The organism is Chryseobacterium sp. HNCC26DJ239 (genome assembly GCF_057180445.1).
The window spans coordinates 15,293-41,002 of record NZ_JBXUGJ010000007.1 but is presented as its reverse complement, the minus strand read 5'-3'; the positions used below and the strand labels follow the sequence as shown (position 1 = coordinate 41,002).

At 33.8% G+C, this 25,710-nt stretch carries 24 protein-coding genes and 1 other RNA gene; 11 read left to right on the top strand and 14 right to left on the bottom strand.

Translation table 11 applies throughout. The annotated features are described in order from the left end of the window. Positions 1-60 precede the first annotated feature (60 nt). Positions 61-388: RNase P RNA component class A (gene rnpB, locus AC2A1D_RS15370), an RNA gene on the bottom strand. A 155-nt stretch (positions 389-543) separates the two neighbouring features. On the opposite strand from rnpB, the gene AC2A1D_RS15365 reads away from it, so the two are divergent. Both AC2A1D_RS15365 and AC2A1D_RS15360 read left to right on the top strand, forming a co-directional pair. Then, positions 544-1,032 carry an RNA polymerase sigma factor gene (locus AC2A1D_RS15365; RefSeq protein ID WP_484044458.1) on the top strand — a complete coding sequence of 163 codons (489 nt, stop codon included), beginning with the start codon at positions 544-546 and terminating at the stop codon, positions 1,030-1,032. After that, the gene (locus AC2A1D_RS15360) at positions 1,025-1,699 is read left to right on the top strand and encodes a beta-carotene 15,15'-monooxygenase (protein WP_484044457.1); all 675 of its coding nucleotides are present in this window, start codon (positions 1,025-1,027) and stop codon (positions 1,697-1,699) included. Before AC2A1D_RS15365 ends, AC2A1D_RS15360 begins: the two co-directional genes overlap by 8 nt. A 51-nt stretch (positions 1,700-1,750) precedes the next feature. On the opposite strand, the gene rpoN is transcribed toward AC2A1D_RS15360, so the two are convergent. From rpoN to AC2A1D_RS15345, 3 genes are all read right to left on the bottom strand, one after another. Next, positions 1,751-3,214: an RNA polymerase factor sigma-54 gene (gene rpoN, locus AC2A1D_RS15355; protein WP_484044456.1), complete on the bottom strand. Its 1,464-nt coding sequence runs from the start codon at positions 3,212-3,214 to the stop codon at positions 1,751-1,753. Positions 3,215-3,514: 300 nt separating this feature from the next. Continuing rightward, positions 3,515-4,963: an asparagine--tRNA ligase gene (gene asnS / locus AC2A1D_RS15350; RefSeq protein WP_484044455.1), complete on the bottom strand. Its 1,449-nt coding sequence runs from the start codon at positions 4,961-4,963 to the stop codon at positions 3,515-3,517. Positions 4,964-5,097: 134 nt separating this feature from the next. Beyond that, complete coding sequence (locus tag AC2A1D_RS15345; protein WP_484044454.1) at positions 5,098-5,697, bottom strand: CDP-alcohol phosphatidyltransferase family protein; 600 nt, start codon at positions 5,695-5,697, stop codon at positions 5,098-5,100. Between the two features lie 109 nt (positions 5,698-5,806). Here AC2A1D_RS15345 and AC2A1D_RS15340 point away from each other — a divergent pair, with 109 nt between their 5' ends. Next, positions 5,807-6,739, top strand: coding sequence for an XRE family transcriptional regulator (locus AC2A1D_RS15340; protein WP_484044453.1), 933 nt, complete (start codon positions 5,807-5,809; stop codon positions 6,737-6,739). A gap of 55 nt (positions 6,740-6,794) precedes the next feature. On the opposite strand, the gene rimM is transcribed toward AC2A1D_RS15340, so the two are convergent. The 5 genes from rimM to AC2A1D_RS15315 all read right to left on the bottom strand — a co-directional run bounded on the left by rimM (position 6,795) and on the right by AC2A1D_RS15315 (position 10,261). Then, positions 6,795-7,337 carry a ribosome maturation factor RimM gene (gene rimM, locus AC2A1D_RS15335; RefSeq protein ID WP_484044452.1) on the bottom strand — a complete coding sequence of 181 codons (543 nt, stop codon included), beginning with the start codon at positions 7,335-7,337 and terminating at the stop codon, positions 6,795-6,797. Positions 7,338-7,427: 90 nt separating this feature from the next. Then, positions 7,428-7,985: a 30S ribosomal protein S16 gene (locus AC2A1D_RS15330; protein ID WP_484044451.1), complete on the bottom strand. Its 558-nt coding sequence runs from the start codon at positions 7,983-7,985 to the stop codon at positions 7,428-7,430. A gap of 327 nt (positions 7,986-8,312) precedes the next feature. Continuing rightward, the gene (locus AC2A1D_RS15325; RefSeq protein ID WP_484044450.1) at positions 8,313-8,837 is read right to left on the bottom strand and encodes a nitroreductase family protein; all 525 of its coding nucleotides are present in this window, start codon (positions 8,835-8,837) and stop codon (positions 8,313-8,315) included. 301 nt (positions 8,838-9,138) lie between these two features. Then, positions 9,139-9,588 carry a hypothetical protein gene (locus AC2A1D_RS15320; protein ID WP_484044449.1) on the bottom strand — a complete coding sequence of 150 codons (450 nt, stop codon included), beginning with the start codon at positions 9,586-9,588 and terminating at the stop codon, positions 9,139-9,141. A 142-nt stretch (positions 9,589-9,730) separates the two neighbouring features. Then, on the bottom strand, positions 9,731-10,261 hold the full coding sequence (locus tag AC2A1D_RS15315; RefSeq protein WP_484044448.1) for an SRPBCC family protein: 531 nt from the start codon (positions 10,259-10,261) through the stop codon (positions 9,731-9,733). Positions 10,262-10,437: 176 nt separating this feature from the next. Here AC2A1D_RS15315 and AC2A1D_RS15310 point away from each other — a divergent pair, with 176 nt between their 5' ends. The 6 genes from AC2A1D_RS15310 to AC2A1D_RS15285 all read left to right on the top strand — a co-directional run bounded on the left by AC2A1D_RS15310 (position 10,438) and on the right by AC2A1D_RS15285 (position 17,832). Then, positions 10,438-12,492, top strand: a complete 2,055-nt coding sequence (locus AC2A1D_RS15310; RefSeq protein WP_484044447.1) for a M3 family metallopeptidase — start codon at positions 10,438-10,440, stop codon at positions 12,490-12,492. Positions 12,493-12,804: 312 nt separating this feature from the next. Next, positions 12,805-13,773, top strand: a complete 969-nt coding sequence (locus AC2A1D_RS15305) for a hypothetical protein (protein WP_484044446.1) — start codon at positions 12,805-12,807, stop codon at positions 13,771-13,773. 150 nt (positions 13,774-13,923) lie between these two features. After that, entirely contained in the window at positions 13,924-14,178 is a 255-nt protein-coding gene (locus tag AC2A1D_RS15300) for a GNAT family N-acetyltransferase (RefSeq protein ID WP_484044625.1), read from the top strand. Between the two features lie 39 nt (positions 14,179-14,217). After that, positions 14,218-14,601: a hypothetical protein gene (locus AC2A1D_RS15295; protein WP_484044445.1), complete on the top strand. Its 384-nt coding sequence runs from the start codon at positions 14,218-14,220 to the stop codon at positions 14,599-14,601. Positions 14,602-14,691: 90 nt separating this feature from the next. Further along, positions 14,692-17,295 (top strand): alanine--tRNA ligase, encoded by a 2,604-nt coding sequence (alaS, locus tag AC2A1D_RS15290; RefSeq protein WP_484044444.1) that lies wholly within the window; start codon positions 14,692-14,694, stop codon positions 17,293-17,295. A 297-nt stretch (positions 17,296-17,592) separates the two neighbouring features. Continuing rightward, complete coding sequence (locus AC2A1D_RS15285; protein ID WP_484044443.1) at positions 17,593-17,832, top strand: hypothetical protein; 240 nt, start codon at positions 17,593-17,595, stop codon at positions 17,830-17,832. Positions 17,833-17,937: 105 nt separating this feature from the next. Here the strand turns inward: AC2A1D_RS15285 and AC2A1D_RS15280 are convergent, their stop codons facing one another. Further along, positions 17,938-18,360, bottom strand: coding sequence for a hypothetical protein (locus AC2A1D_RS15280; RefSeq protein ID WP_484044442.1), 423 nt, complete (start codon positions 18,358-18,360; stop codon positions 17,938-17,940). A 279-nt stretch (positions 18,361-18,639) separates the two neighbouring features. Between AC2A1D_RS15280 and AC2A1D_RS15275 the strand changes: the two genes are divergently transcribed. Next, positions 18,640-21,096, top strand: coding sequence for a DUF5686 family protein (locus tag AC2A1D_RS15275; RefSeq protein ID WP_484044441.1), 2,457 nt, complete (start codon positions 18,640-18,642; stop codon positions 21,094-21,096). A 184-nt stretch (positions 21,097-21,280) separates the two neighbouring features. After that, positions 21,281-23,428: an outer membrane beta-barrel protein gene (locus AC2A1D_RS15270; protein WP_484044440.1), complete on the top strand. Its 2,148-nt coding sequence runs from the start codon at positions 21,281-21,283 to the stop codon at positions 23,426-23,428. 115 nt (positions 23,429-23,543) lie between these two features. Here the strand turns inward: AC2A1D_RS15270 and AC2A1D_RS15265 are convergent, their stop codons facing one another. Genes AC2A1D_RS15265 through AC2A1D_RS15250 form a run of 4 tightly spaced genes read right to left on the bottom strand, consistent with a single transcriptional unit; the run spans position 23,544 to position 25,705 of the window. Continuing rightward, positions 23,544-23,906: a response regulator gene (locus AC2A1D_RS15265; RefSeq protein WP_484044439.1), complete on the bottom strand. Its 363-nt coding sequence runs from the start codon at positions 23,904-23,906 to the stop codon at positions 23,544-23,546. Between the two features lie 25 nt (positions 23,907-23,931). Continuing rightward, positions 23,932-24,510: a chemotaxis protein CheB gene (locus AC2A1D_RS15260; protein ID WP_484044438.1), complete on the bottom strand. Its 579-nt coding sequence runs from the start codon at positions 24,508-24,510 to the stop codon at positions 23,932-23,934. Beyond that, positions 24,510-25,340, bottom strand: a complete 831-nt coding sequence (locus tag AC2A1D_RS15255; RefSeq protein WP_484044437.1) for a CheR family methyltransferase — start codon at positions 25,338-25,340, stop codon at positions 24,510-24,512. Before AC2A1D_RS15255 ends, AC2A1D_RS15260 begins: the two co-directional genes overlap by 1 nt. Continuing rightward, positions 25,340-25,705 carry a response regulator gene (locus tag AC2A1D_RS15250; RefSeq protein ID WP_484044436.1) on the bottom strand — a complete coding sequence of 122 codons (366 nt, stop codon included), beginning with the start codon at positions 25,703-25,705 and terminating at the stop codon, positions 25,340-25,342. Before AC2A1D_RS15250 ends, AC2A1D_RS15255 begins: the two co-directional genes overlap by 1 nt. Positions 25,706-25,710 lie beyond the last annotated feature (5 nt).

Sequence of the window (25,710 nt, the reverse complement as noted above, 5' to 3'; positions counted from 1 at the left end):
TTGCAAGAAAATGCTACGACTATGCAAATTACATGTAAAATTTGTGTATTCGTGGCATTAAAAACGAGAAAACCTATAAGCCGGATTCTGTATTCCGATAAATCGGAACGCTTGTTATTTATCTACGTTTTACATTGCTGCAAAACTTGAGCTGATTACCCCTCGGTTTTCGGAACGGGCCGCTCCTATTTTCATTACTGAAAAACACCGATATACTTACCATTGCACCGCAAAGAGTTTACCTGGTTTCACTACAGCCGAACTGTACATACTTTCTGTTGCACTTGTCCTATCCTCACGGATGACGGATGTTATCCGCTTTGCCGCCCTTTGGTGTCCGGACTTTCCTACCCTCACCGAAGTGAGAATCAACAAGCCGGTTTTCTCGTGGCCGCAAAGATACAATTTAATCTAACAAAGTCGTAGCATAACTGTTTACCAATACAGAAAACTATTTTTTATTTTAACAATTGTTACACTGCAACATTGTTATATTATTACATTAAATTATTATCTTCGTGCCGTTGTAAAACAATAAAATAGGTGTCGAGAGAAAAAGAATTTGCGCAACTCATTAAAAATAATCAGGGTTTGGTTATTAAGGTGTCGCGTCTCTACACCAATTCTCCCGAAGATGAAGAAGATCTTTTTCAGGAAATCGTACTTCAACTTTGGAAAAGCTACGACTCCTTTAAAGGAAATTCAAAAATTTCAACCTGGATGTATCGTGTGGCGTTAAATACCGCCATTACGCTATTCAGAAAAAAAACGAAATCTTTACCAACCAACGAGCTAGATATTAACATTAGAGACTTTGAAGAAGACGACGATGATAAGCAACAGCAAATCTCGCTTCTTTATAAAGTAATAAAAACGTTGCCCAATGTAGAACGTGCGATTGTAATGATGTATTTGGACGACCTCCCTTACCGAGATATTGCCGAAAACCTTGGTATTACGGAAGTAAATGCCCGTGTAAAGATGAACAGACTGAAGAAAACCCTTAAAGAAAAGATGGAAAAGTATGCCTGATTTTGACTTAGATAGCTTTAAAACTACATGGCAAAAACAGCCTGTTGAAAACAAATATGACGATAATGAGATCTTAAAGATGCTCAATAGAAAGTCGCGAAATTACATGAAATATATCTTCTGGATTAGCGCAGCAGAGTTTCTATTTTTTACATTATTTGGCTTCTATTATATCATTCAGGATAAAGATTCTAATTCTTTTATGGCATTATTGCTTAGACTTGGGGTAGAAAAAAATACAGAATTAACGAATAATTTAGAGGTTATCTATCTCATCATAAAAATTACCACACTTATCGTGACGGGGGTTTTTGTCATTAAGTTTTATCAGAATTACCGAAAGATTAAGATTGAAGAAGATCTAAAAGCATTCATTACGCGAATTATTAACTTTAAAAAGACGGTAAATGCTTTTATTTTAACAAATATCGTTCTGTTTATCCTCTTTACCACCGTCTTTACAGGATTTGTTTTCTACGTGGTAAACCATCAAAACATACAGCTAGATTCTTCTACAAAAAACGGATTCATTATGGCCATTATTGTAAGTACACTTTTATGCGTGGTTCTAATATGGCTGTATTACCGACTGGTTTACGGAATTATTATGGGAAGACTCGATAAAAACTTAAAACAACTAAAAGAGATAGATTCTCAAGAAAATTAAATAAAAAAAAGACTGCCTTTACTTAAAGACAGCCTTTTTTTATGTTTGAATCTACAATTCTTTTCTCAATCTCGCCACTGGAATATTGAGCTGTTCACGATATTTTGCAATCGTTCTTCTCGCAATATTATATCCCTGCTCTTTTAGAATAACCACTAATGCATCGTCTGTAAGCGGCTTTCTTTTATTTTCCTTATCAATAACTTCCTGAAGATGGGTTTTAATTTCCTTTGTAGAAACCTCTTCGCCATCATCATTCGTAAGAGAATCTGAGAATAAATCTTTCAGATAGACAATTCCGTTGGATGTATCTGCGTATTTACTTTTCACCACTCTAGAAATTGTTGAAATATCAAAACCGGTAATATCTGCAATATCCTTTAAAATCATAGGTTTTAAAGACTTCTCGTCTCCAGTAAGGAAATAATCTTTCTGAAATTTAGCAATAGCCGTAATTGTCTGCAAAAGCGTGTTCTGACGTTGGTTAATTGCATCAATATACCATTTTGCAGCGTCTAATTTTTGCTTGATAAACAAAGCAGCTTGCTTATGTTCAGCCGATTTTTTATCGTGAGAATAAGTAGATAAAATATCTTTATACTCTTCAGAAACTCTTAAAGTAGGCGCATTTTTACTATTCAACATCGGGATTACCTGTCCGTCTTTAATTTGAATAACGAAATCCGGGATAATCTCCTGATTAATGGTAATTGTTTGGGTATCGAAGTTCCCTCCTACTTTTGGTGAAAGTCTGGAAATTTCGTCTAAAGCATCCTTCAAATCTTCTTCTTCAATATCGTATTTCTGGATAATTTTGTTGTAATGCTTATTCGTTAAAGCCTCAAACTGATTTCTCAAAATATTTGCAGCCAAAGAAACTGATTTTTCAGAACTTACCTTCTTTTCAATTTGTAAAAGAAGACATTCCTGAAGATTTCTCGCACCCACTCCAGGTGGATCCAGCTTTTGAACGTAATTTTCAAGCACATCTTCCACTTTTTCTTTTGTGGTGTAGACTCCTTGTGAAAACGCAAGATCATCTACAATAGATTTTACTTCTCGGCGCAAATACCCATCTGTATCTAAGTTTCCGATTAAATATTCTGCGATTTTCAATTCTTCTTCACCGATATTTATTAAGTGAATTTGCTCTGTTAAATAGTCATACAAAGACTGCCCTTCTGTAAGAAGACTTTCATTATCAAACTCTTCATCGTCTGCAGAATAGTTACTCGATGCCGTTTTATAACTTGGTTCGTCATCATAAAGGTACTGATCTACATCAAAATCCGTTTCTATACTTTCGTTCCCTTCGTTTTCGTAAGTATCATCAGAAGAAGGATACTCATCCTCTGCATTATCGTCTTTTGCGATTTCAAGGGCTGGGTTTTCTTCCAGCTCTCTTTCTAGCTCTTCTTCAAATTCCAGAGTGTGAAGCTGAATCAACTTCATCAACTGAATTTGTTGCGGTGCCAACTTTTGTCCTAACTTAAGTTGTAAATGTTGTTTTAGCATATTATTATCTGGTGTTTTTAAATCTTATGCTACGAAATTATAAAAAATTTTTGATAAAAAATATTTTTAGCACGATTTTTGATATAATAGTTTCATAATAAACTACTAGGAACATATAAAAGCCTCAACTTCATGGAGTTGAGGCTTTTCTGCTAGAAATATCAAACGCTTAAAAACATGCTTTAAACGTCTTTAAATGATGATTTAAACAAAATTTAATATAGAAAATTTATTTTTTCGCAACAAAAAAAATCCTCCCATAAAAATGGAAGGATTCTTTTTATATTTTTTAATCTTAAATTAAAATTCCGCATTTTTTGGAGTTCTTGGGAAAGGAATTACGTCTCTAATGTTCGTCATACCCGTTACAAAAAGCACCAATCTTTCCAACCCTAAACCGAAACCAGCATGTGGCACAGAACCGAATTTTCTAGTATCCAAATACCACCACAATTCGTGCTCATCAACGTGCATTTCCGCCATTTTTTGTTTTAAAACATCCAATCTTGCCTCTCTTTCAGAACCACCGATAATTTCGCCAATTCCTGGGAAAAGTACATCCATTGCGGCAACTGTTTTATTATCGTCGTTCAGTTTCATGTAGAATGCTTTAATTTCCTTTGGATAATCAAACAAAACTACCGGGCTTTCGAAATGTTTTTCAACCAAATATCTTTCGTGCTCAGATTGAAGGTCTGTTCCCCATTCTTCAACAGGATATACAAATTTTCCTTTTTTATTTTCTTTCGAGTTTAATAAAATCTCAATAGCTTCCGTATAAGAAACTCTCTTGAAACGCTTAGCAACAACGTTTTCAAGCTTTTCAATTAAACCTTCTTTTGCTCTTTCTTTTTCTGGCTTAGATTTTTGCTCTTCCGCAAAACGCTTGTCTAAGAATTCTAAATCATCTTTACAATTGTCTAAAACATACTGAATAACATATTTCAAGAAATCTTCTGCCAAATCGATGTTGTCTTCCAAGTTATTGAAAGCAACTTCCGGCTCAATCATCCAGAATTCAGCTAAGTGACGCGTTGTATTCGAGTTTTCTGCACGGAAAGTAGGTCCGAAAGTATAAATTCTACCCAATCCCATCGCTGCAGTCTCTCCTTCAAGCTGACCAGAAACCGTCAAATTCGTTTTTCTTCCGAAGAAATCTTGAGAAAAATCAATTTCACCTTGCTCATCTCTCGGAATGTTATTCAAATCGAAATTTGTTACTCCGAACATTTCACCCGCTCCTTCTGCATCAGCTCCGGTAATTACAGGGGTGTTGATGTAGAAAAACTGGTTTTGGTTGAAGAATGAGTGAATCGCAAAACTCACGGCATGACGCACTCTGAAAACCGCACCAAACAAATTGGTTCTAAATCTAAGGTGAGCCTGTTCTCTCAACACTTCTAATGAGTGTTTTTTAGGCTGAAGAATGGTTTTATCTCTATCTTCCGTAAAGTTATCTCCTAAAATGATAATTTTTTTCGCGATAATCTCCACAGTTTGCCCAGCTCCTTGGCTTTCAACTACTTCACCAACAACTTTCAAAGATGCAGCAGTGCTGATTTTTGAAATAACTTCTTCATCAAAATTTTCAAAATCAACAACGATTTGCAAATTATTGATTGTAGAACCATCATTAAGTGCAATAAAACGATTAGAACGGAAGGCTCTTACCCACCCGTAAACCGTAATGTCATGATGTAATACTTTCTTGTAATCTTGCAGGATTTCCCTGATTGTTTGCTTTTTCATTTGTTGATTAATAAATTTCTCTTTAAAAATTAATGAGTGCAAAGTTACAAAAAAACAGCGCAATATAAAGTTTACACTGTCATTTTACTATCGTAATCAATTATTTAATCTAAAAAAGGGCTCTAAAGCGTGATTTAATTAAAAAACATAGTCTTTTTCCGCTCTTTTCCTTGCCTAATTTTCCATGCATGAAACGCACTCGGAACATCGTAATGCCATTTTGGAAGTATTAAAATGATTAAAATAACATCAACATGTGCGATAAATCCTAAAACCACGGTGAGATAAAAAGCAAACCCAGCCTGATGAAATGCTATTAAAAAAGTAAATGCAAGGAGCAAACTCACTCCCCATAATTTCGACAACCAAGCATGAGTACACGTTTCCTTACCAAATTTTATCCAACTAATAATGTAACAAAGTGCTTCCATGATGAAGATTAAAACAACTCCTTTCCATTCACTTGTAATGAGATTAGGATTTAAAAAATAGGCAGCAAAACCAAGCGACAACCAAAAAATCAAATCAACCTGACTGTCTAATCTTCTCAACTTTTCTGAAGAAACACCCACTTTTCTGGCAATAATTCCGTCAAAAATATCGGTAAACAAACCGAAATACATTAATGAGACTATCAAAAAAGATGAGTTTTCAGGTTTAAAGTAAGATAATGCGATGATAATTGGCGCAAGAAGAAATCTTGTAGCAATGAGTAAATATGGAAGTGTTTTCATGATTTAATTTTAAAATTACACTTCAAAACTACCTTCGAAAACCATTTTTCTCAATGCGAAAAAAAATTAAAATAAATAGCTACATTTGTGAAAATCACAAAAAAAAAAAATGCATCAAGAAAATTTATTAAGACAAATAAGAAAAAAAATCGGCAGTAAATCTCTGAATGACGAAATTGCCAACATTCTCAACATCAGCTACGATGCAGCACACAGAAGAACTTCTCTGAAAGCGAAATTCAGTTTTGATGAAGCTTTGGAATTGGCAAAATATTACCAAATTTCTTTAGACCAATTTATGGGAAGCGACCTGCAACTTGTTGTTCAAAAAACCAGCGCAGTAACGAATACCGACGATTTGCAGTCTTTTTTCCAAAATAATCTGAGAATTTTTGAAAGCCTTCCTCTTTCCGACGACATGACGATTTATTATTCTGCGAAGGATATACCGTTTTTTTATACGCTTTCAGACACTTTATTGTCTAAATTTAAAATCTACGTTTGGATGAATCTCTTGAATGTAAAACAAGTTTTTGTTCCTTTTCAACAGTTTTCGCCGCCAGATTTTGAGCTTAACAATCAGGAATTAAGGAAAAATTACGAAAAGCAAAATGTTATAGAGCTTTGGAACGACCAAACTGTTTCTAGTATTTTACAACAAATTGTTTACTATTTTGAAACTGGACTTTTACAAAAAACCGAAGCAAAAATCATTTTAAAAGAAGTTAAAGAATTAATAGAATATATCGAACAAAAAACTGAAAACAATCCTAAGTTTCATCTTTATGAGAATGAATTAATGCATTTATCCAACGATATTTTCCTTCATCATCCTAAAAAATCATTAATTGCCGTTCCGCTGAATACGTTTGGATATATTTTAATTAATGATGAAAAAACCTGTCAAGAAACTTACAATTACTTTGAGCATCAAATTAAAAACTCAAAATCATTAACAACATCAGGAAATCGGGACAGAAAAATATTTTTTAATAAAATGTATTTACAGATTGACAACGTTGTATCGAGACTTGGAATTTAAATAGAAAAGCCCTTATAAAAAAATAAGGGCATATTATATTTTGTTTGAAAATCTTTTACTCATCCTTCTTCGAAGGCACCAAAAAGACATCAATTAAACCTTCCGGAAGCTGCATTTTAATTTCTTTTTCTTCTCTATCCACTTCCAAAATCCAGTCTTTAATCATAGGAATTACCACTTCTTTCCCATCCAAATTGGTAATAAAATATGCTTGTGCCGTTTGATCGTTTACAGATCTGATTACACCACAATCGTTATTATTCTCATCCAAAATAGAATATCCGATAATTTCATGGTAATAAAATTGCTTCCCTGTAAGTTTCGGCAAACTCGTGAGAGGCAAATACACATCTTTTCCCAAAGACTGATCCACCAAAGCTTCCGAAGAGTTTTTGAAAGAAATATTCAAAGCATCAGTTTTACTATAAGAAGTTTTTTCAATAAAAAAAGGGACCAACAAACCGTTGATTTCCACAAAAATGGAATCCAATTTATTGTAAATTTCAGGTTGATCGGTATCTAGCTTCAGAATAACATTTCCTGCAAGACCATGTCTTCTCGTTATTTTTCCTAATAAGTAGCAGTCTTCTTTTTTCATTTTGCAAATATAAGAGAAACCATTAAGGTTTAAAATTAAAAAAGACACGAAAAGAATTTCGTGCCTTTGTTTTGTATTTTCTTAAAAAGATTAAGCTTGAGCTTCTTCAGTTCCTTCTGCTTCAGCAGTTGGCTCTTCAGTAGTAGCTTCTTCAGCAGGTGCATTTGCAGCCTCTTCAGCAGCTTTCGCATCAGCTTCAGCTTGTGCAGCAGCAGCAAGTCTAGCTTCGTTTACTTTTTGCTCAGCTTCTAAAGCAGCTTTCTTAGCATCAGCTTTAGCAGTAGCTAAACCTTCAACTTTACCTTGTACTTTAGCATCTTTAGCTTCAACCCAAGCAGCAAATCTCTTTTCAGCTTCAGCCTCATCAAAAGCACCTTTAGCAACACCACCTTGTAAGTGTTTTTTGTAAAGAGCACCTTTGTAAGAAAGAATCGCTCTTGCCGTATCAGTTGGCTGAGCTCCGTTGTTTAACCACTTTACAGCAGAATCAACGTTTAATTCAATCGTTGCAGGGTTAGTAATTGGGTTGTAAGTTCCTAATTTTTCGATGAATCTACCATCTCTTCTAGCTCTAGAATCTGCAACCACGATATGGAAGAAAGGTCTCCCTTTTGATCCGTGTCTCTGTAATCTGATTTTTACTGACATAAAATTAAAATTTGTGGGATCACGTCCCGGTTAAATATTTAAGAGTGCAAAGATAATAAAAATTTTCAATTCTGAAAATTTTGTTGGATGATAGAAGCTAGATGATGGAAGTTTTTTTACTTTTCAATTTTTTTAGGAGCCGGGAACCTGTTTTCACTACTCGCTTTTTTGCCCCTTTCCGCTCCCATTTCTTGCAAAAAGAGCTCAAACATGCCGTTCAACCAGGGCTAAAAAAGCACGAATCTCCACAACTCTTACCTTTATTTATTCATCATAGCACCATAAGAATGAATTGTTACATTTTTACATTGTTACATTGTTACATTGCTACATTGCTACATTTTCTAAGCTTCCCAAATAGAAAAGTCCTAAGCATTTTTGATTTTCTTCAATCGTTAAACATTCTTTTAAACCATCAACGATTTTTGGCGAACTCCAATAACAACCAATATTATTTGCCGTACAAGTAAGATACATATTCTGAACCGCCATAGAAACTGCCGCAATTTCTTCCCATTCAGGAACCATTCCGCTGAAATTAACTACGATTGAAATCACCGCACCCGCTTTATTGATTTTAAAACCAATATCATTATATTTTTTCTCTAAAAAAACTTGAGGTGCCGTTGTAGACTTATAAATCTCCTGCATTTCTATAGCCAGTTTCGCTTTTTCTTCACCTGTGAAAATTTTGAAACGCCAAGGTTTTGTACGTTTGTGATTGGGGGCAAAAGTTGCCGAGTTTAGAATTTCTTCAATAATTTCTGGTGAAATTTCGTTTTCAGAATAATCTTTTGGGAAAATACTTCTTCTTTGTTCAATAATCTCTTTTAATATTCCTGCTCTATTCATGTTGCAAAATTACAGAAAAGAAGTGAGAAGATGCGGGAGACGAGATGCGGGATGCGAGATGCGAGATGCGAGATGCGAGATGCGTAGCGAATTTAAATTGGAGAGCTTCTTTCACAAAGTTTTTTAAGGAATTAAATTACCAGTAATACATTAATTTCAATCAATGTTTAAACAAAATTCGTGCGTTCGTGGCTATACCATTTTGTTTCGTTCAATTTCATGGATTTCATCGCGACTACTATTTCTTGACCCAAAAATAATCGTCCCGAAGTTGGCTCTTTTTACTTTTTACTTGGCTCTTTTAAACCACTTCTTCAATTTTTTGGTGAATTTTATTCAAAACAAATTCGTCGCCGGCTTTCATTCCCATCATTTTTTGCGCCATCGGACTTTCAGAAGAAATGGCATAAAAACGGTCGCCTTCAAAGAAAAACTCTCCCAAAGAAACAGAAATGTAAAATCTTGCCTTATTGGTAATTACCACCGAACCAAGAACTACACGTTCAGATTCAGAATTCAAAACTTTTCTCATTTGCTGTTGCATGATTTTCAAGTTCGCCATTTGTCGGTCCAAATGATAAATTTCTTCCTGAATTTCTTCCCGAATAGAATCGTATTTCGAAGTTTTTTTGATTTCCCGACTTGCCTCCAAAGTAAAATTACGGTAGAATTCCAGTGTTTTTACCTTTCCCGATAGTAAATCTCGCACGAAAGTGCGCAAATCGTTTTTATTATAGGTCGCCTTCTGCATACATCAAAATCTTTAGTTAAAGATAATGTTTTAATTTAAAATGAAAATTCATCCCTATAAAAAAAACTGTTTCTCAATTTGAAAAACAGTTTTTCTTTATTATAAGGTTAAAGGTAAAAAACGATAACAATAAAAGGAGAAATTACTCCACCAATTTCTTCAAATTTTGTAAACCTTCTTCGTAAGATTTGCCCATATTATAATCCATCATCGGTCTCATTATTTTCATCCAGCTTTCCTGTTTCGTATCCATGCTCCAAGTTACTTTTGTAGCATTTCCTTCTGCAGTTAAAACTAAATCTGAAGTAGCATCGCCTTCAAAAGGTCTTTTAAAAATCATTTTTGTAGTTTGCTTTTCGCCTGGAACGATCGCGGTAATTTCCTGACAACCGGCTCCTGCTTCATCCTTTTTACTATCCCAACAATATTTATCCCCTACTTCACCTGCATTTCCACTGTACGTAACCGTCATGTTTTTATCTAATTTCATCCAAGGATTCCATTGGTTAAAGCCTTTCATAGAGCTTACTTGCACCCAAACCTTATCTTTCGGAGCATTAATTACCATCGATTTTTCGTAGTGATAATTTTCGCCAAAAGCGAGGACAGCAATAATAGAATACACGATAAAGAGTAGGATAAGACCACCAATCAGTTTTAAAATTGTTTTCATAAGTTATAAGTTTATTTTATATAAAAGTTTGTGTCAAAAATAAATAATTTACAGGCATCTGTTCTTTTCTTATGACAAGAATGCTACAATTTGTCAGATAAAAAGACAAGGCATTCTTTTTGAGGAAATGAAACCGTAAAATTCAATTACCTAAATTTACATTAAAAGATAAAACAATGAATATTTTAACCGAAAAATTTAACACTCCATATCACTCGGCGCCATTTAACGAAATTAAAAACGAAGATTATCTTCCTGCTTTTAAAGAATTAATTCAAAAGTCAGAAGCGGAAATCGACGCTATCATCAACAATCCCGAAGAACCGACGTTTGAAAACGTTATTGAAGCTTTAGCTTTTTCAGGCGAACAGTTAGATGTAGTTTCGAATATATTTTTCAACTTAAATTCTGCCGAAACCAGTGATGAATTACAACAAATCGCACAGGAAGTTTCACCAATTCTAACTGAATATTCATCAAAAATCTCTCAAAACGAAGCACTTTTCAATAAAATTAAAAAAGTGTACGACGAAAAAGAGAAATACAACCTGAACGAAGAACAAAAAATGCTTTTAAACGAAACTTACAAAGGTTTTGTAAGAAGCGGTGCTTTATTAAATGATGAAGACAAAGAAAAGTTGAAGAAAATCAGCATGGAATTGTCGGTAAAATCACTTCAATTTGGGCAAAATGTTTTAGCATCAACCAATCAATATTTCAAGCACATTACCCACAAAGAAGATTTGGCAGGAATTCCGGAGGCAATTTTAGAACAATATGCCGAAGAAGCCAAAGAAAGAAACCTGGAAGGTTGGGTTATCACATTGCAATATCCAAGTTACATTCCGTTTATGACGTATGCTGAAAACCGTGATTTGCGTAAAGAAATTGCGTTAGCCAACGGTAAAAAATCATTCGACGGCGGTGAATTTGACAATCAAAATTTAATTAAAGAATTGCTGAATTTAAAACAGCAAAAAGCAGAATTGTTAGGGTATCAAAACTATGCAGATTATGTTTTGGAAGAAAGAATGGCAAAATCTCCAACGAAAGTTATCGATTTCCTGAACGAACTTCTCGTAAAAGCAAAACCGTACGCCGACAAAGAAATTGAAGAACTAAAATCTTTAGCAAAAACTGATGGAATCGAGGAAATGCAAGGTTACGACCACGCTTTTTATGCCGAAAAACTTCGCAAAGCTAAATTTGATTTGAATGATGAAGAATTAAAACCCTATTTTCCGTTAGAACAAGTTCAGGAAGCTGTTTTCGGACTTTCAGAAAAACTTTTTGGGCTAACTTTTGTGGAAAGAAACGATATTCCGAAATACCATGAAGACGTGAAAGTGTATGAAGTTTTTGAAGCTGGAAGAAATGAGCAAGAAGCCAAAAGCCAAAAGCCAACGGCATTTAAAGCTTTGCTTTACGTTGATTATTTCCCAAGAAAAGGCAAAAGAGCCGGAGCTTGGATGACGAGCTATAAAAACCAATATCAAAAAGATGGAGAAAATTCTCGTCCGCACATTTCTATTGTTTGTAATTTCAGCAAACCTACGAAAGATACGCCGAGTTTATTGACGTTTCAGGAAGTTACGACTTTGTTCCACGAGTTTGGGCACGCGTTACACGGAATGTTGGCGAACACACAATACCCAAATCTTTCCGGAACATCTGTAAAATGGGACTTTGTAGAATTGCCATCACAGTTTTTAGAAAACTTCTGCTACGAACCGGAATTCTTAAAAACATTCGCGAAACACTATAAAACAGGAGAAATTCTTCCCGACGAAAAAATTGAAAAAATCGAGCAATCGAAAAACTTCATGGAAGGCTATCAAACCTTAAGACAACTTGGTTTTGGATTATTAGACATGAATTATCACACTAAAGTTGGTGAGTTAGAAAATAAAAGTGTGAAGGAATTTGAGGATTCTTACACGAAAGCGACACAATTATACCCTGTAAACCCTGAAACTGCGATGAGTCCTAGTTTTTCTCACATTTTCCAAGGTGGATATTCTGCAGGATATTACTCTTACAAATGGGCAGAAGTTTTGGATGCAGATGCTTTTCAATACTTTAAAGAAACGGGAATTTTCAACCCAGAAACGGCAGTAAAATTCAAAGTTCTTCTTTCTTCTGGCGGAACCAAAGACCCGATGGAATTATACAAAAACTTCAGAGGAAGCGAGCCAAAAGTAGAAAGTTTACTAAAAAGAGCTTTTGGATAAAACCAGAAAAATATTTTGAAAACTCCAAAAGGTGAAAGCTTTTTGGAGTTTTTTATTAACTAAACGTTCCATAAAATAATTTGAATTTAGAAATTTAATGTTTAAAAAGTAAAAACAATTTTAAAATTCTTCTTCACCACATTTTATTTCACTCTTTTTTGTAATTTGGTATTTTGAAAAAGCATTGGCTCAGTTTGGTCGAAACTGGATTTTGATTCTGTTGAACCACTTCGTTAGGTTTCAGTTCATTTTTTGCCTGCCTTTGCGAATACTTTTTCGTTAGCTGTAATGCTAAAACAACTACACTTATAAATGAAACAACAAATTCCACCAATTGATAATGATAAAATTTTTGAGGATTTAATTTGTGAACTTTTTAATAAAGAATACAAATCTATTACCTTCAAAAAATTTGGAAAACAAGGACATAATCAAAAAGGAATTGACATTTTCTCATCAGAATTTGATGTCGCAATTCAATGTAAAAAGAAAGACCTGTCTAGAAAAAAATCCTTAATAAAAAGAGAATTATTCAATGATATAGAAAATGAAGTTAATAAAATTAAAACGCAAAATTTAGAAATTTCTATAGACAAACTTTTTATCGTAACTACTTTTGAAGATCATCCAGACTTTGATGAATTCTGTGAAAAAATGAAAAATCAATATAAATGTGATTTTGAAATAATATTTTGGGGTTGGAATACTATTCAAGAAAAAATTTTAAATCATAAAGAGTTATTACAAAAGTTTTATTCCAATTTTATAATCAATGTAGAAAGCTCTGAGGAAAAATTCATGAAAATTCAAGAGCTAAAAAAAAGAATAAAAAATGATTTTGGACCTTGGATAAATTATTCGGCTGAGAATAGAAGATTTAATTCAAGAATGCTACTTAGGAAATATGATGATATAAGTTATCCGAATTTTAACGAACCAAATGAATTCAAAGAATATAATTGGTTTAAAGCAGAACTACATCGTTCTTTTCATAAAGGATTAGAATTTATAATTGGAATTCATGATATTATTCAATTACCAGACAATAAATGGAGATTCTTAAAACATGATGAGGAAAATTTAGAATCTTATCGAGTTTATTCAATTGGAAAGATAAATTATAATGAAATAATGGATTATGAAATTGATGGAAATGAATATGATATTTGTCCTCATATTTATTGTAAATTTGTTCATAATGGGACTCCATTTGAGGATATTTATTATGAAGATGTAAAGAGAGTCTATAATAAATTTGTTAAAGAAAATCAAGTAAAATAGCACTACAGCTAATAACCAAGTTTTTGTTGGGCTTGCAAAGCCAACAATGAAAACCCTGCTGAATCTCGATGTCGCGGATTTACAATCCGTGACTTTACATTTTGGTAGTGAGCACGAGTTAAAAATCCGCGCTATCAAAATCTATTTGAACTGGAAATAGCCTACTCTATTCTTCCCCAGTTTCTTGGGCAAGGTTTTGCCTTTGAAGCTGCTCAAAAATGTCGGGATTTTGCTTTTGAAAACAACTTTCTTGAAAGATTAATTTCAATTATTCATCCTGAAAATGTCAAATCTAAAAAAGTTGCCTTAAAAAACGGAATGACTTTCAAAAAACAGATTGAATATTCCGGAAATATGATGGATATTTTTGAGATTAATAAATCTGATTGGGAAAACTCAAATTAATTTGTACATTGTAAAAAAATCAATTCAGGAATTACAAAAATGAGCAGCATTACGCAACGATTAGAAAATGTAAAAAAACTTCAGGCAAAAAGACTACTAAACGAAGATTATTGGGACGAAATCAACGATTTGCTACTCAAAGAATTAGAAGATATTCTTTCGATTGAACCTCAAAACACGTCTGCGTTAATCAATCTTGGAGCTGTTTTATCGGATGCAGGAGAACACGAAAATGCTTTATCTGTGCTAAAAATTGCGCTCGATTTGGGTTCTGAAGACAAAAATTTGTACACCAATATTGCCATCGTAATGGTCGGTTTGGGAATGCACCCCGAAGAATACCACGAATATTTGGAAATCGCCGAAAATATGAGCGAAAATCCGCTTACTTTCAAAGCAGATTTTGAGCCGTTGTCGTATTAACTTTTTACGTATCGAAAAATCACTTAAAATCATTAAATTTGCCAATCAAAAAGCGAATAGCCATTTGCTAGTCGCCAAAAGCTATTAAGAATGACTTCACAAGAAATAAGACAAAAGTTTTTAGATTACTTTCAATCAAAAGGGCATCTAATCGTTCCTTCAGCTCCTATCGTGCTTAAAGACGACCCTACTCTCATGTTCTCCAACTCTGGAATGACGCAGTTTAAAGATTATTTTTTAGGTTACAAAGAGCCTAAAGCCACAAGAATTGCCGATACACAGAAATGTTTAAGAGTTTCAGGAAAGCATAATGATTTGGATGATGTTGGGCGTGATACGTATCACCACACGATGTTTGAAATGCTTGGAAACTGGTCTTTTGGCGATTATTTCAAGAAAGAAGCGATTTCTTGGGCTTGGGAATTGTTGACAGAAGTGTACGGAATTCCAAAGGAAAATCTTTACGTAACGATTTTTGAAGGCGACGCAAACGAAAACCTTGAAAGAGACACCGAAGCTTACGATTACTGGAAAGAATTTATTTCTGAAGACAGAATCATCAACGGAAACAAGAAAGATAATTTTTGGGAAATGGGCGCAAGCGGACCTTGTGGACCGTGTTCTGAAATCCATGTTGATTTGAGAAGCGCAGAAGAAAAAGCAAAAATTTCTGGTCTTGAATTGGTAAATAATGACCATCCTCAAGTGGTAGAAATCTGGAATCTTGTATTCATGCAATTCAACAGAAAAGCAGACGGTTCTCTAGAAAATCTTCCTGCAAAACATATCGATACCGGAATGGGCTTCGAGCGTTTGTGTATGGCGTTACAACAAAAAGAATCGAATTACGATACCGATGTTTTCACGCCTTTAATTGCTAAAGTTGAAGAACTTTCCGGAAAAAAATATACCGGAATTTTAACAGACGAAAAAGACATTGCGATTCGTGTGGTTGTAGACCACATTAGAGCGGTTTCTTTTGCGATTGCAGACGGACAATTGCCTTCCAACGGAGGAGCAGGTTACGTCATTAGAAGAATTTTAAGAAGAGGAATTTCTTACGCGTACCGATTCTTAGACAGAAAAGAACCTTTCCTTTATCAATTGGTTGCAGTTTTACAAGAGCAAATGGGTAAATTCTTCCCAGAGCTTGAAAAACAAGGAACTTTGGTTACAGAAGTCATTAAAAGTGAGGAAGAATCTTTCCTAAGAACCATCGAAACTGGTTTAATTAGAGTTGAAAAATTAATTCAGCAAACGATTTCTGAAGGTAAAAAAGTATTGCCAACAGAAGAAGTTTTCGAATTGTACGATACTTACGGTTTCCCGGATGATTTAACGAGAATTATTGCGGAAGAAAAAGGTTTAACCATTGATGAAGCAGGGTTTGAGCAAGCTTTAAATGAACAAAAGCAGCGCTCAAAAGCAGATTCTGCACAAAAGGTTTACGACTGGGTAACTTTGGAAGAAAAACCAGAAAACTTCGTAGGTTACGACAAAATTGAGTCTGAAACTTACATAACAAGATACAGAAAAGTAGAAAATAAAGACGGAGAATTTTATCAGGTTGTATTGAGCGAATCGCCTTTCTATCCAGAAGGTGGTGGACAAATCGGCGATAAAGGGACACTTGAAAACGCTATTGAAAGCTTTGAAGTTCTAGAAACCAAAAAAGAAAACGGATTGATTATTTCTTTAATCAACGGTCTTCCAAAAGATGCGGGTTCTGTTTTTTATGCTAAAGTAAATTCAAGCGACAGAAAAAATTCTCAGGCAAACCATTCGGTAACGCATTTGTTACACGAAGCTTTAAGAGACGTTTTAGGAACTCACGTTGAGCAAAAAGGTTCTTATGTGGGACCAGATTATCTGCGTTTCGACTTTTCTCATTTCAATAAAATGACAGAGGAAGAATTGGCTTTGGTAGAAGAAAAAGTAAATGCAAAAATCAAAGAAAGTATTGCATTGCAAGAGTTCAGAAATATCCCAATTCAGGAAGCTTTAGACAGAGGAGCAATGGCTTTGTTTGGCGAAAAATATGGTGACAATGTGAGAATGATTCAGTTTGGAAGTTCAAAAGAACTTTGTGGAGGAACTCACGTGAAAAACACCAGCGAAATCGGTCATTTTAAAATCGTTTCTGAAAGCTCTGCAGCAGCAGGAATCAGAAGAATTGAGGCTATTTCAGGAGAAAAATCTGAAGAATATTTCAAAAATTTAGAAAAGCAAATTGCAGAACTTTCTCAGTTGTTAAAATCTAAAGATGTTGTACGTTCTATCGAAAAATTAATTGAAGAAAATGCTTCTTTAAAATCTGAAGTTGATGCCTTGAAAAAGGAAAAAGCAAAAGGTGAAATTGGCGACTGGAAAAATGCTTACGAGCAAAAAGGCGACAAACAACTTTTGGTAAAGAAAACCTCTCTGGATGCAGGTTCCGTAAAAGATATTGTCTTTCAATTGAAGAGAGAAATCCCAACTTCGGTTACCATTATTCTTTCTGACGCAGACGGAAAACCAATGATTACGGTTGGTGTTTCAGATGATTTGGCCGCTAATTATCAAGCAGGTGCCATTGTAAAAGATTTGGCAAAAGAAATCCAAGGTGGTGGTGGTGGAAACCCAGGTTTTGCAACTGCCGGAGGAAAAAATCTTGATGGTTTAGAAAATGCTTATCAAAAAGCTTTAACGCTTTAAATACCCTATTATAAAGGTTCTGCGGCGGCGAAGCCGCCGCAGAAATATAAAAATCCTGAATTTTTTTTCAGGATTTTTTTTGTTTTATTACATTTTGGAACAATAAATGATTAGTAAGAAACAGACAGCTTTTAAATTTATTCAATATTCAATTAAAAATAAATTATAACATATTTAAACCAACTAAAACAAAACAATAGTAAAATAACTATGTTAAAAATTGATTTTTAGTATAAAAATAATATTTACATGCTTTTTTTTTAAATTAATACTAACTACACACAAAAAATAAACATTATGAAACCAGCAAATTTTCTTTCAAAAATTCAAATTTTCGCATTAGTGCTAATTTCTAATTTTGCCGTTGTTTGGGCAAAAGCTCAAGAAAAAGCAGCCGATTTAAAAGTCGACGTAGATCTCGACAAAGGAGGTTCTCAATCTGATTGGATGAGCAACCCTTTAGTTTGGGTAATCGGAGCATTAGTTCTGATTCTTATTATAGCTCTTGTCGCTAGAGGCGGTGGAAGCAAAGCATAACTAGAAGAAACATCTACATTTTACGGCGGCGGCGAAGCCGCCGCCGTAAAAAAAAAAAAAAAACAGTCTCAAGCGAGACTGTTTTTTTTTTTTGTAAATAGTAAATTACTTCTTTTTGATTTCTATTTCGTATTTAGAACCCTCCATTTTATTGATGATTTTCTTAATATCAGATTCAATACCTATAATTTTTTCGTTACTCTTGTGAAGACTTTTATTGGCTGCTTCAGCTTTTTTCAGAAGTTTTGCCGTTTCTTTAGCATCTATAGATGTAGAATTAGGATCCGAAGAAGTGAAGTCATCAGTTTTACGATCTGTCTTTTTATTTAGACTTTTTACCTCTTCAGCCAACTGTACATTAACTTCTTTTTCTTTGGCTAAATCTACATTTTTATCTAAAAGTGAAGAGTAAAGTTTCAAAAGCTCCTTTTTTTCTTTTATTTCGTTTACATTTTGAGCTTTTATATTCTGTGTAAAAGACGCAGCAACTGTGAACAGCACAGCTGCGAAGATATTTTTCATCATCATTTTATGTTTTTAATTAATTGCCCACAAAGGTACTAAAACTATTATATTCTATCTGAAAATTACCAAAAAAACGGTTTTTACTTTCATCATTAAAGGTCAACATTCGTTAAAACTATTAAGAAATTTTAAAACCAATATCAATTACCACCTAAAAGAGAATTAGAACAAACCCATAAACAATTCAAAAACAACGCATTAAATCTTTAACAAAAGATTATATTTTATCTTATAGTTTTGTAACTTTCTATTCAATAGTTTTGTCTAAACAATAAAAACTCCATGACAAAACTTCTATCCTCATTATTATTTTTTGCGGTATTCTTTTGTTTTGCCCAAAATCAAATTAAAATTCTTAATCAGAAAACACAACAACCCGTAACAGGCGCTGCTGTTTATTGTGACGACGATTTACTCGGAAAAACCAATATTTATGGGACTTTAAACTTCAAAAGCAAGTGTAAAAAAGTAGAAATTATCGCTAATAATTTTGAAGATGCCGTAGTTGATGTTAAGAAAAACATGGAAATTTCACTCGTTCCACTTTCTGAAAAGATGAGTAATATCGACAAGGTAATTATCACCAATAAAAGCGACGACAGAGCTCTAAAAATTTTGGATGAAGTAAATAAAAGAGAAAAAGAAAACTCTCCAAAATCTCTTGAATCTTACGATTTTAAAGCATACAGCAAATATTCTATCGATGTAGATAAAGATACCATCGATATTTATAAAAACTTTCTAGCGACAAGAAAAGATTCTCTTTCTAAAGTTGAAAAAAAAGACTTGAAAATGAAACCCAAAGAAATTAAAGATTCTTTGATGGGTGAAGAATTGATTGAAGCTACACAACAATCTCAAATGTTTCTTTGGGAAAAAGCGGCAGAGCATAAATTCTCAAAAAAATTTGGCGAAAAAACGAATATTTTAGACAACAGAATGTCGGGTTTCAAAAATCCTATTTATGAAGCTTTAGCCTTGAATATTTCTCACCTGAACAGAACGCCAAGACAGGTTTTGCCGGAAAACAGAAAATTGTTTCATTTTTATCTTTCAGACACTATTCAAATTGATGGAAGAGATACGTATGTAATTAAATTCAAGGAAATTACCGACAAGAAAAAGCAAAATCCCAGAAAATTTAACGGAAATATCTACATCGATAAAGCAACTTATGCGATAAAAAAATTCGAAAGCGTTAATAAAAAAGCCAATGCAGGAAATATTGTTTCGGTTTGGAAACCCATCAACGGAAAATGGTTTTTAGATTATGAAAACATTAAGCTAAAAATGGGCGATCAAAGCTTCGACACCTCCAAAAAAGACAGTGTGAAAGCCGGAGAACACTCTAAATACAACAAAAAAACCTTTGGAAATTATCTTTATGTAAAAAACCGTTATTTCGATTTTAAAATTAATGAAGAGCAAAAAGCAGAAGAATTTAATGGGTATTCTTTGGAAATGAAAAATTCTGACGGTACTCTTCTCGACCAATACAGAACAGATAGCCTTACTGCGAGAGAAAGCGCAACGTACACCAACATCGACAAGTTTGTAGAAAAGCATGATTTTGAAAAAAAACTGAGCTTTTTAACTCAATTAATGCGTGGAAATCTGCGTTATAAAATCATCGATTTTGATTTAACGAAATTCTTCAGTTACGATAAATATCAAGGTTTGCGTTTGGGAGCAGGTGTAAAACTGAACGAAAAATTCAACAAAACATTTTCTCCAGACGGTTATTTTGGCTACGGTTTTAAAGACCATCGTTGGAAATATGGTTTAGGTTTGGATGTAAAACTTTCGCAAAGAAGAACTTCGGTTTTCAGAATAGATTATAGCGACGATGTCTTTGCTGCAGGGAGATTCAGCAATACAATGTGGGACCAAATAATGAAAGTAAACGACTTGAATCTTGACCTTCATAACGCTAATTTTTACAGAAATCAAAAATTTGGGTTATACTATTCTTATGATTTGAGCAATTCTTTAAGCATGAAAGTCAGTTTGAATAAAGAAAAGCAAGATGCGCGTTTCAATTATCAATATCAAAACTTAGGAAATAGCTTCGATAATACAAGTGCGACTTTATCTTTTAAATTTTCGCCAAACGATAAAAATATCATGACTCCGACAGGAAAATATACTTACGAAAAAGGGTTTCCACAAGTGTTTGTTAATGCAGAAAAAGGATTCAACGCTTTTGGAGGCGACCTTGATTATCATAAATTGGATGCGATGGTTGTACATCAATTCAGAACAAAATTAGGGTTAAGTAATGTGAAAATATTTGGTGGAATTTCTTCTGGGAGAGCCCCAATTTGGAAGAATTTTGAAATTGCAGGGATGCGAGATGGCAATACAGACAATTGGTTTTCTAACGTAAATACGCCTTCAAATCTAGGATTTACCACCATGCCTTCTGGAACTTTTTATACTGATAAATTTGTTGGTTTTAAGTTTTCGCAAACTTTACCTTTCAGATTTAAAACACTCGGAAAAAGATATTCTAATATCGAACTTGAGTATCAATCGGCGATTGGAGATTTCAAAAATCCGGGTGACCATCAATTTCAGTTCCAGGTTTTGGACCATTATTATCAGGAAGCAGGTTTCATTTGGAACCGATTTTTGGGAACAAATTATGGTGTAGGTTTCTCTTATCGTTTAGGACATTACCGAACATCAGAGTTTAAAGAAAATTTTGGGGTAAAGCTCAGATTTAATATTGCGAATTAAGACAATAAAAATTTTATTCAATATTATACAAAAGACCTTTCATTGCGAAAGGTCTTTTTCATTTACTTGAAATCAAAAAAAAAACATCAAATCAGTCATCAAAAATCATTAACAAACTTTAACGTATTTGGATGTAACAAAATTTCCCTTTCAAGTGTCTTATATGTGAGTACAAAAATATTTAATGAAAAAAATACTAATACCCATCACTTTATTAATAGGAACTTTTGCTTTTTCCCAGGTGAAAAAAGATTCTGCAAAGGTAAATGAAATAAAAGAGGTAACCTTTGTCGCAAAAAAACCAACAGTAGAATCTAAGGTAGACCGTACCGTTTTTAATGTGGCAAACAGCTCTATTTTAGCAGGAAATACCACTTGGGACGTTCTTAGAATGACCCCTTTAGTAAGCATTGATAATAATGATGCCTTGAAAGCTGAAGGAGAATCTGTAACCGTCTATATTAATGATAGAAAATCGATTTTTACGGGAAAAGAATTAAAAGAATATCTGCAAACCATTCCTGCAGATAATTTGATGAAAATTGAGGTAATTACAAGCCCTTCCTCACGATACGATGCAACAGGAACTGTAATTAATATTGTTCTGAAAAAGCGTGATGATGAAGGTTTTAAAGGAAGCGTAACCCTGAATAACAGGCAAAACAGACAAAACTCTCAGTACACCAATCTTAATTTAAACTATCACAGAAAAAGCTTTACACAAACACTTGTAGGCAGTTATAGCGACAATACTTGGGTACAAAACAGTGCTTTTGTGAATACAATTTACGAAAACAATATCGTAACCGAAGGTTCTACAAAGAATATTTATAAAGGAAAAAATCCTTCCATTTCTTCTACTTCAGAATACGAAATCAACGAAAAAAATACATTGGGCGTTATTTTAGAATTGTACCAAGGAAAAGGAGTGAACACAACCGAACTAGAATCTTCGCAGTTTACCAATAATACTTTTACATTTCAGCGAAATCAAAGCCAAATTGCAGACAATATTTACCGAAATTTTGGGAGCAATATTTTCTACAAATATTACGACAAAGAAAAGAACAGAATCCTAGACATTAATTTTGGAAGCAATTACAACGGCCAGTCTGAAAACAATTATTTCCTTAGAAACACCGCATTTGTAGGCAATAACGAAGTACAGGAAATTGGTCTAATTTCAGATACAGAAAACCGAAATTATTATATTAAGGTAGATTATACACAGCCTTTAGGAAAAAATGGTGGGAACTTTGAAGTTGGAGGTAAAATTAACTTCAACAACAATGTCATTCCGAACGATTTATACGGAAATTTGCTTAATGGTCTAAGTACACATGACGTTTTTCATTACGAAGACAACATTACCGCACTATATTCAAACTATTCCAAAACGTTCTTCAAGAAATTAGAAACCAGAATTGGGGTAAGATATGAATACATCGATTACAAAATGCGACAAGATGTTGCCGGAACCTCTAGAAGAGATGCTTACGGAACTTTTTTGCCCAATTTTTTGGTTAAATATTCGTTTAACGACAAATATGATTTGAGTTTAACCTACAACAGAAATCTTTGGCGACCTTGGTATGCAGAATTCAACCCTTTTATGCAACCCACAAGTGATGGTTTTTACTCGAGAGGAAACATGAACCTTCTTCCCAATCCAAGCGACAGATGGTATATGAAATTTGGCTTTTTGAAGAAATATTATGTTTCTGCAAGGTATTATTTCACGAAACAAGATTATTGGCAAGCGTACACAACAGAAGGAGACAAAATTATTTCTGAACCTATGAACTTCCCTGGAAAAGTACAAAGATTGAATCTCTACGCCAATACCAACCAAACATTTTTTAAAAATAAATTGAATGTAAACCTTGGTTTTGGTTACAATTATGTAGACAATAGCGATTTTAATGCTAAAAACAATTTATCTGGAGCAGCAAACTACTTCAACTTTTGGAATGGTTCTGCCAACTTAAGTTACACCAATTTATTTAACAAAAACATCAATCTGAGCGCTTGGGTTGAAGTTTCTAACCAAAACAACGGAAACTCTTACGCTAATCTCACCAATGTTTTCCATAATATTTCGGCAACGAAAATTTTCCCTAAAACACAGATGGAGGTAAGTTTACAGTTGATGAATATTTTCTCAAGACCTAATTTCGACTCAACAACGTACAGCCAAATTGGAACTTTCAGAAACATGAACAGCTCCGATTGGTATGGTTGCTCGCTTACTTTTGTAAAGCGTTTCGGAAACCAAAAAGTAAAAGAAAACACCAAAACCGATGTAGAAAAAAACGGTGGAGGCGGAAAATAAACGCAGTATTTTTATAATTGAAACGGGCGAAGAAGCAATTCTTTGTTCGTTTTTTTTTATAAAAAAAATCCTTTCAAGAGAAAGGATTTTATGTATTTTAAGTTTTTCTAATCTTTTACTGAAGGTGTTTTGCAACTTTCTCTTCAATATCTTCCAGATTAAACGGTTTTGCCACAAAATCATCCGCACCAGCTTCTTTCGCAAGTTTTGCAATATCATTATTTGCGGTTACATAAATGACAGGAATGCTTTTAAATTCTGGATGACTTTTAAGCTTTTTTGTTGCCTCTACACCACCGATATTTGGAATCCAGTTATCCATCAAAATCAAATTAGGATTAAAAGACTCTACCCTTTCCAGAATATCGTGAGAGGTTTCCGAAATTTCGACTTCGTAGCCGTTTTCTTCGAAAATGATGGTAACAACTTCCAGAATTGTGGTGTCATCATCAAAAATTAAAATCTTCTTTTTGTTCATTTAGATAGTTTAGTTTGTATAATATTTATTGTTTTTGTAGCATTTCTGCCAATTGCTTTGGGGTAAAAACCTCATCATATTCTATTTGCGCTAAAGCGCTTTTCGGCATATAATCTACTTCTGCGGTTTTAGGATCCTGAATCCAGACTTTGCCGCCGTTTTTCTTAATATATTTTAAACCTTCAACTCCATCAGAGTTTGCTCCTGATAATAATACTGCAGTAACTTTCGTACCAAAAATTTCTGCACCCGATTTAAATGTGACATCAATCGACGGTCTGGAGTAGTTCATTTTCTCAGAACTATCTAAAGATGCGGTTTTTGTGTCTTCAAAAAGCAAATGATAATCTGCAGGTGCAATGTATATTTTATTTTTTTGAAGCTCTGTTTTATCTTCTATTTCTATCACTTCAATCTTTGTAAATTGCTGAAGCAATACAGGTAAAACACTGGTAGAATAAGGTTTTCGGTGTACCACGATTACTATGATAAAATCTAAAGCAAAATGAATGTTCTTCAACATTTCCATAATAACATGCAAGCTTCCTGCGGAACCTCCGATCAGCAACAAATCATGATGGTATATGTTGGTATTTTTATCCATTAAAAATGTTCAGACTTTTTCCAGATTTTATGTTCACTTACACTTTCATACGTTTTTTTAAGATTAGAAAATCTTAATGTTTCTTTTGAACCTAAAGCAAGATAGCCCAAATTCTCGAGACTGTCATCAAAAAGTTTAAAAACTCTTTCCTGAAGATCTTTTTCGAAATAGATTAATACATTTCTGCAGATAATGAGCTGGAAGCTGTTAAAAGAGCTATCCGAGACCAAATTATGGGTAGAAAGGATTAGTTTTTTTTGCAGCGATTTGTCGAACTGTACACTTTCATAATTAGCCGTGTAATATTCTGAGAAATCTTTTTTACCTCCCGAAAGTCTGTAATTTTCTGAATAAAGCTGCATAAGCTGCATCGGAAAAACCCCTGATCTCGCTTTTTCTAAGACTGATGGATTAATGTCTGTACCATAAATTAAACACTTGTCGTACAAACCTGCTTCTTTAAGCAAAATAGCCATAGAATACGCTTCTTCGCCCGTAGAACAACCTGCAACCCAAATTCTAATGAGCGGATATGTTCCTAAATGTGGCAATACACTTTCTCTCAACTCCTTAAAAAACAATGGATCACGAAACATTTCTGTTACATTTACGGTAATTTCTTCCACAAAACGTTTCAGATAATCTGGTTCTGTAATTACGGTGTAACGCAATTCGGCGAAACTGGTAAATTTATCTATAAGACACAGACGGTTTACTCTCCTTTTGAAAGAAGCACGGCTGTACCTAGAAAAATCGTAGCCATAGAGATCATAAACATCTTTAATAAGATATTCTACTTCTTCATCTTTTATAATACTCGGTTCAAGCATCACGAAATATTTTGAATAGCTTTTATTAAAAGTTCTACATTAATTGGTTTAGTTATATAATCTTTTGCACCTGCCTCCAAGCATTTTTCTCTGTCTCCGGGCATTGCTTGCGCAGTAACTGCGATGATGGGTACGGCAGACATTTCTGCATTTTTAGAGATAATATCAAGTGCTTCATAACCATCCATTTCAGGCATCATCATATCCATCAAAACCACTGCGATACTTTTATCTGTTTTTAAAATATCTATCGCTTCCTGTGCCAAAGAGGCAGAAATTACATCAAAACCTTCAGATTTTAAAGTTAATTTTAAAGCAAAGATATTTCGAGGATCGTCGTCCACAATTAAGATTTTCTTTTTCATATCAT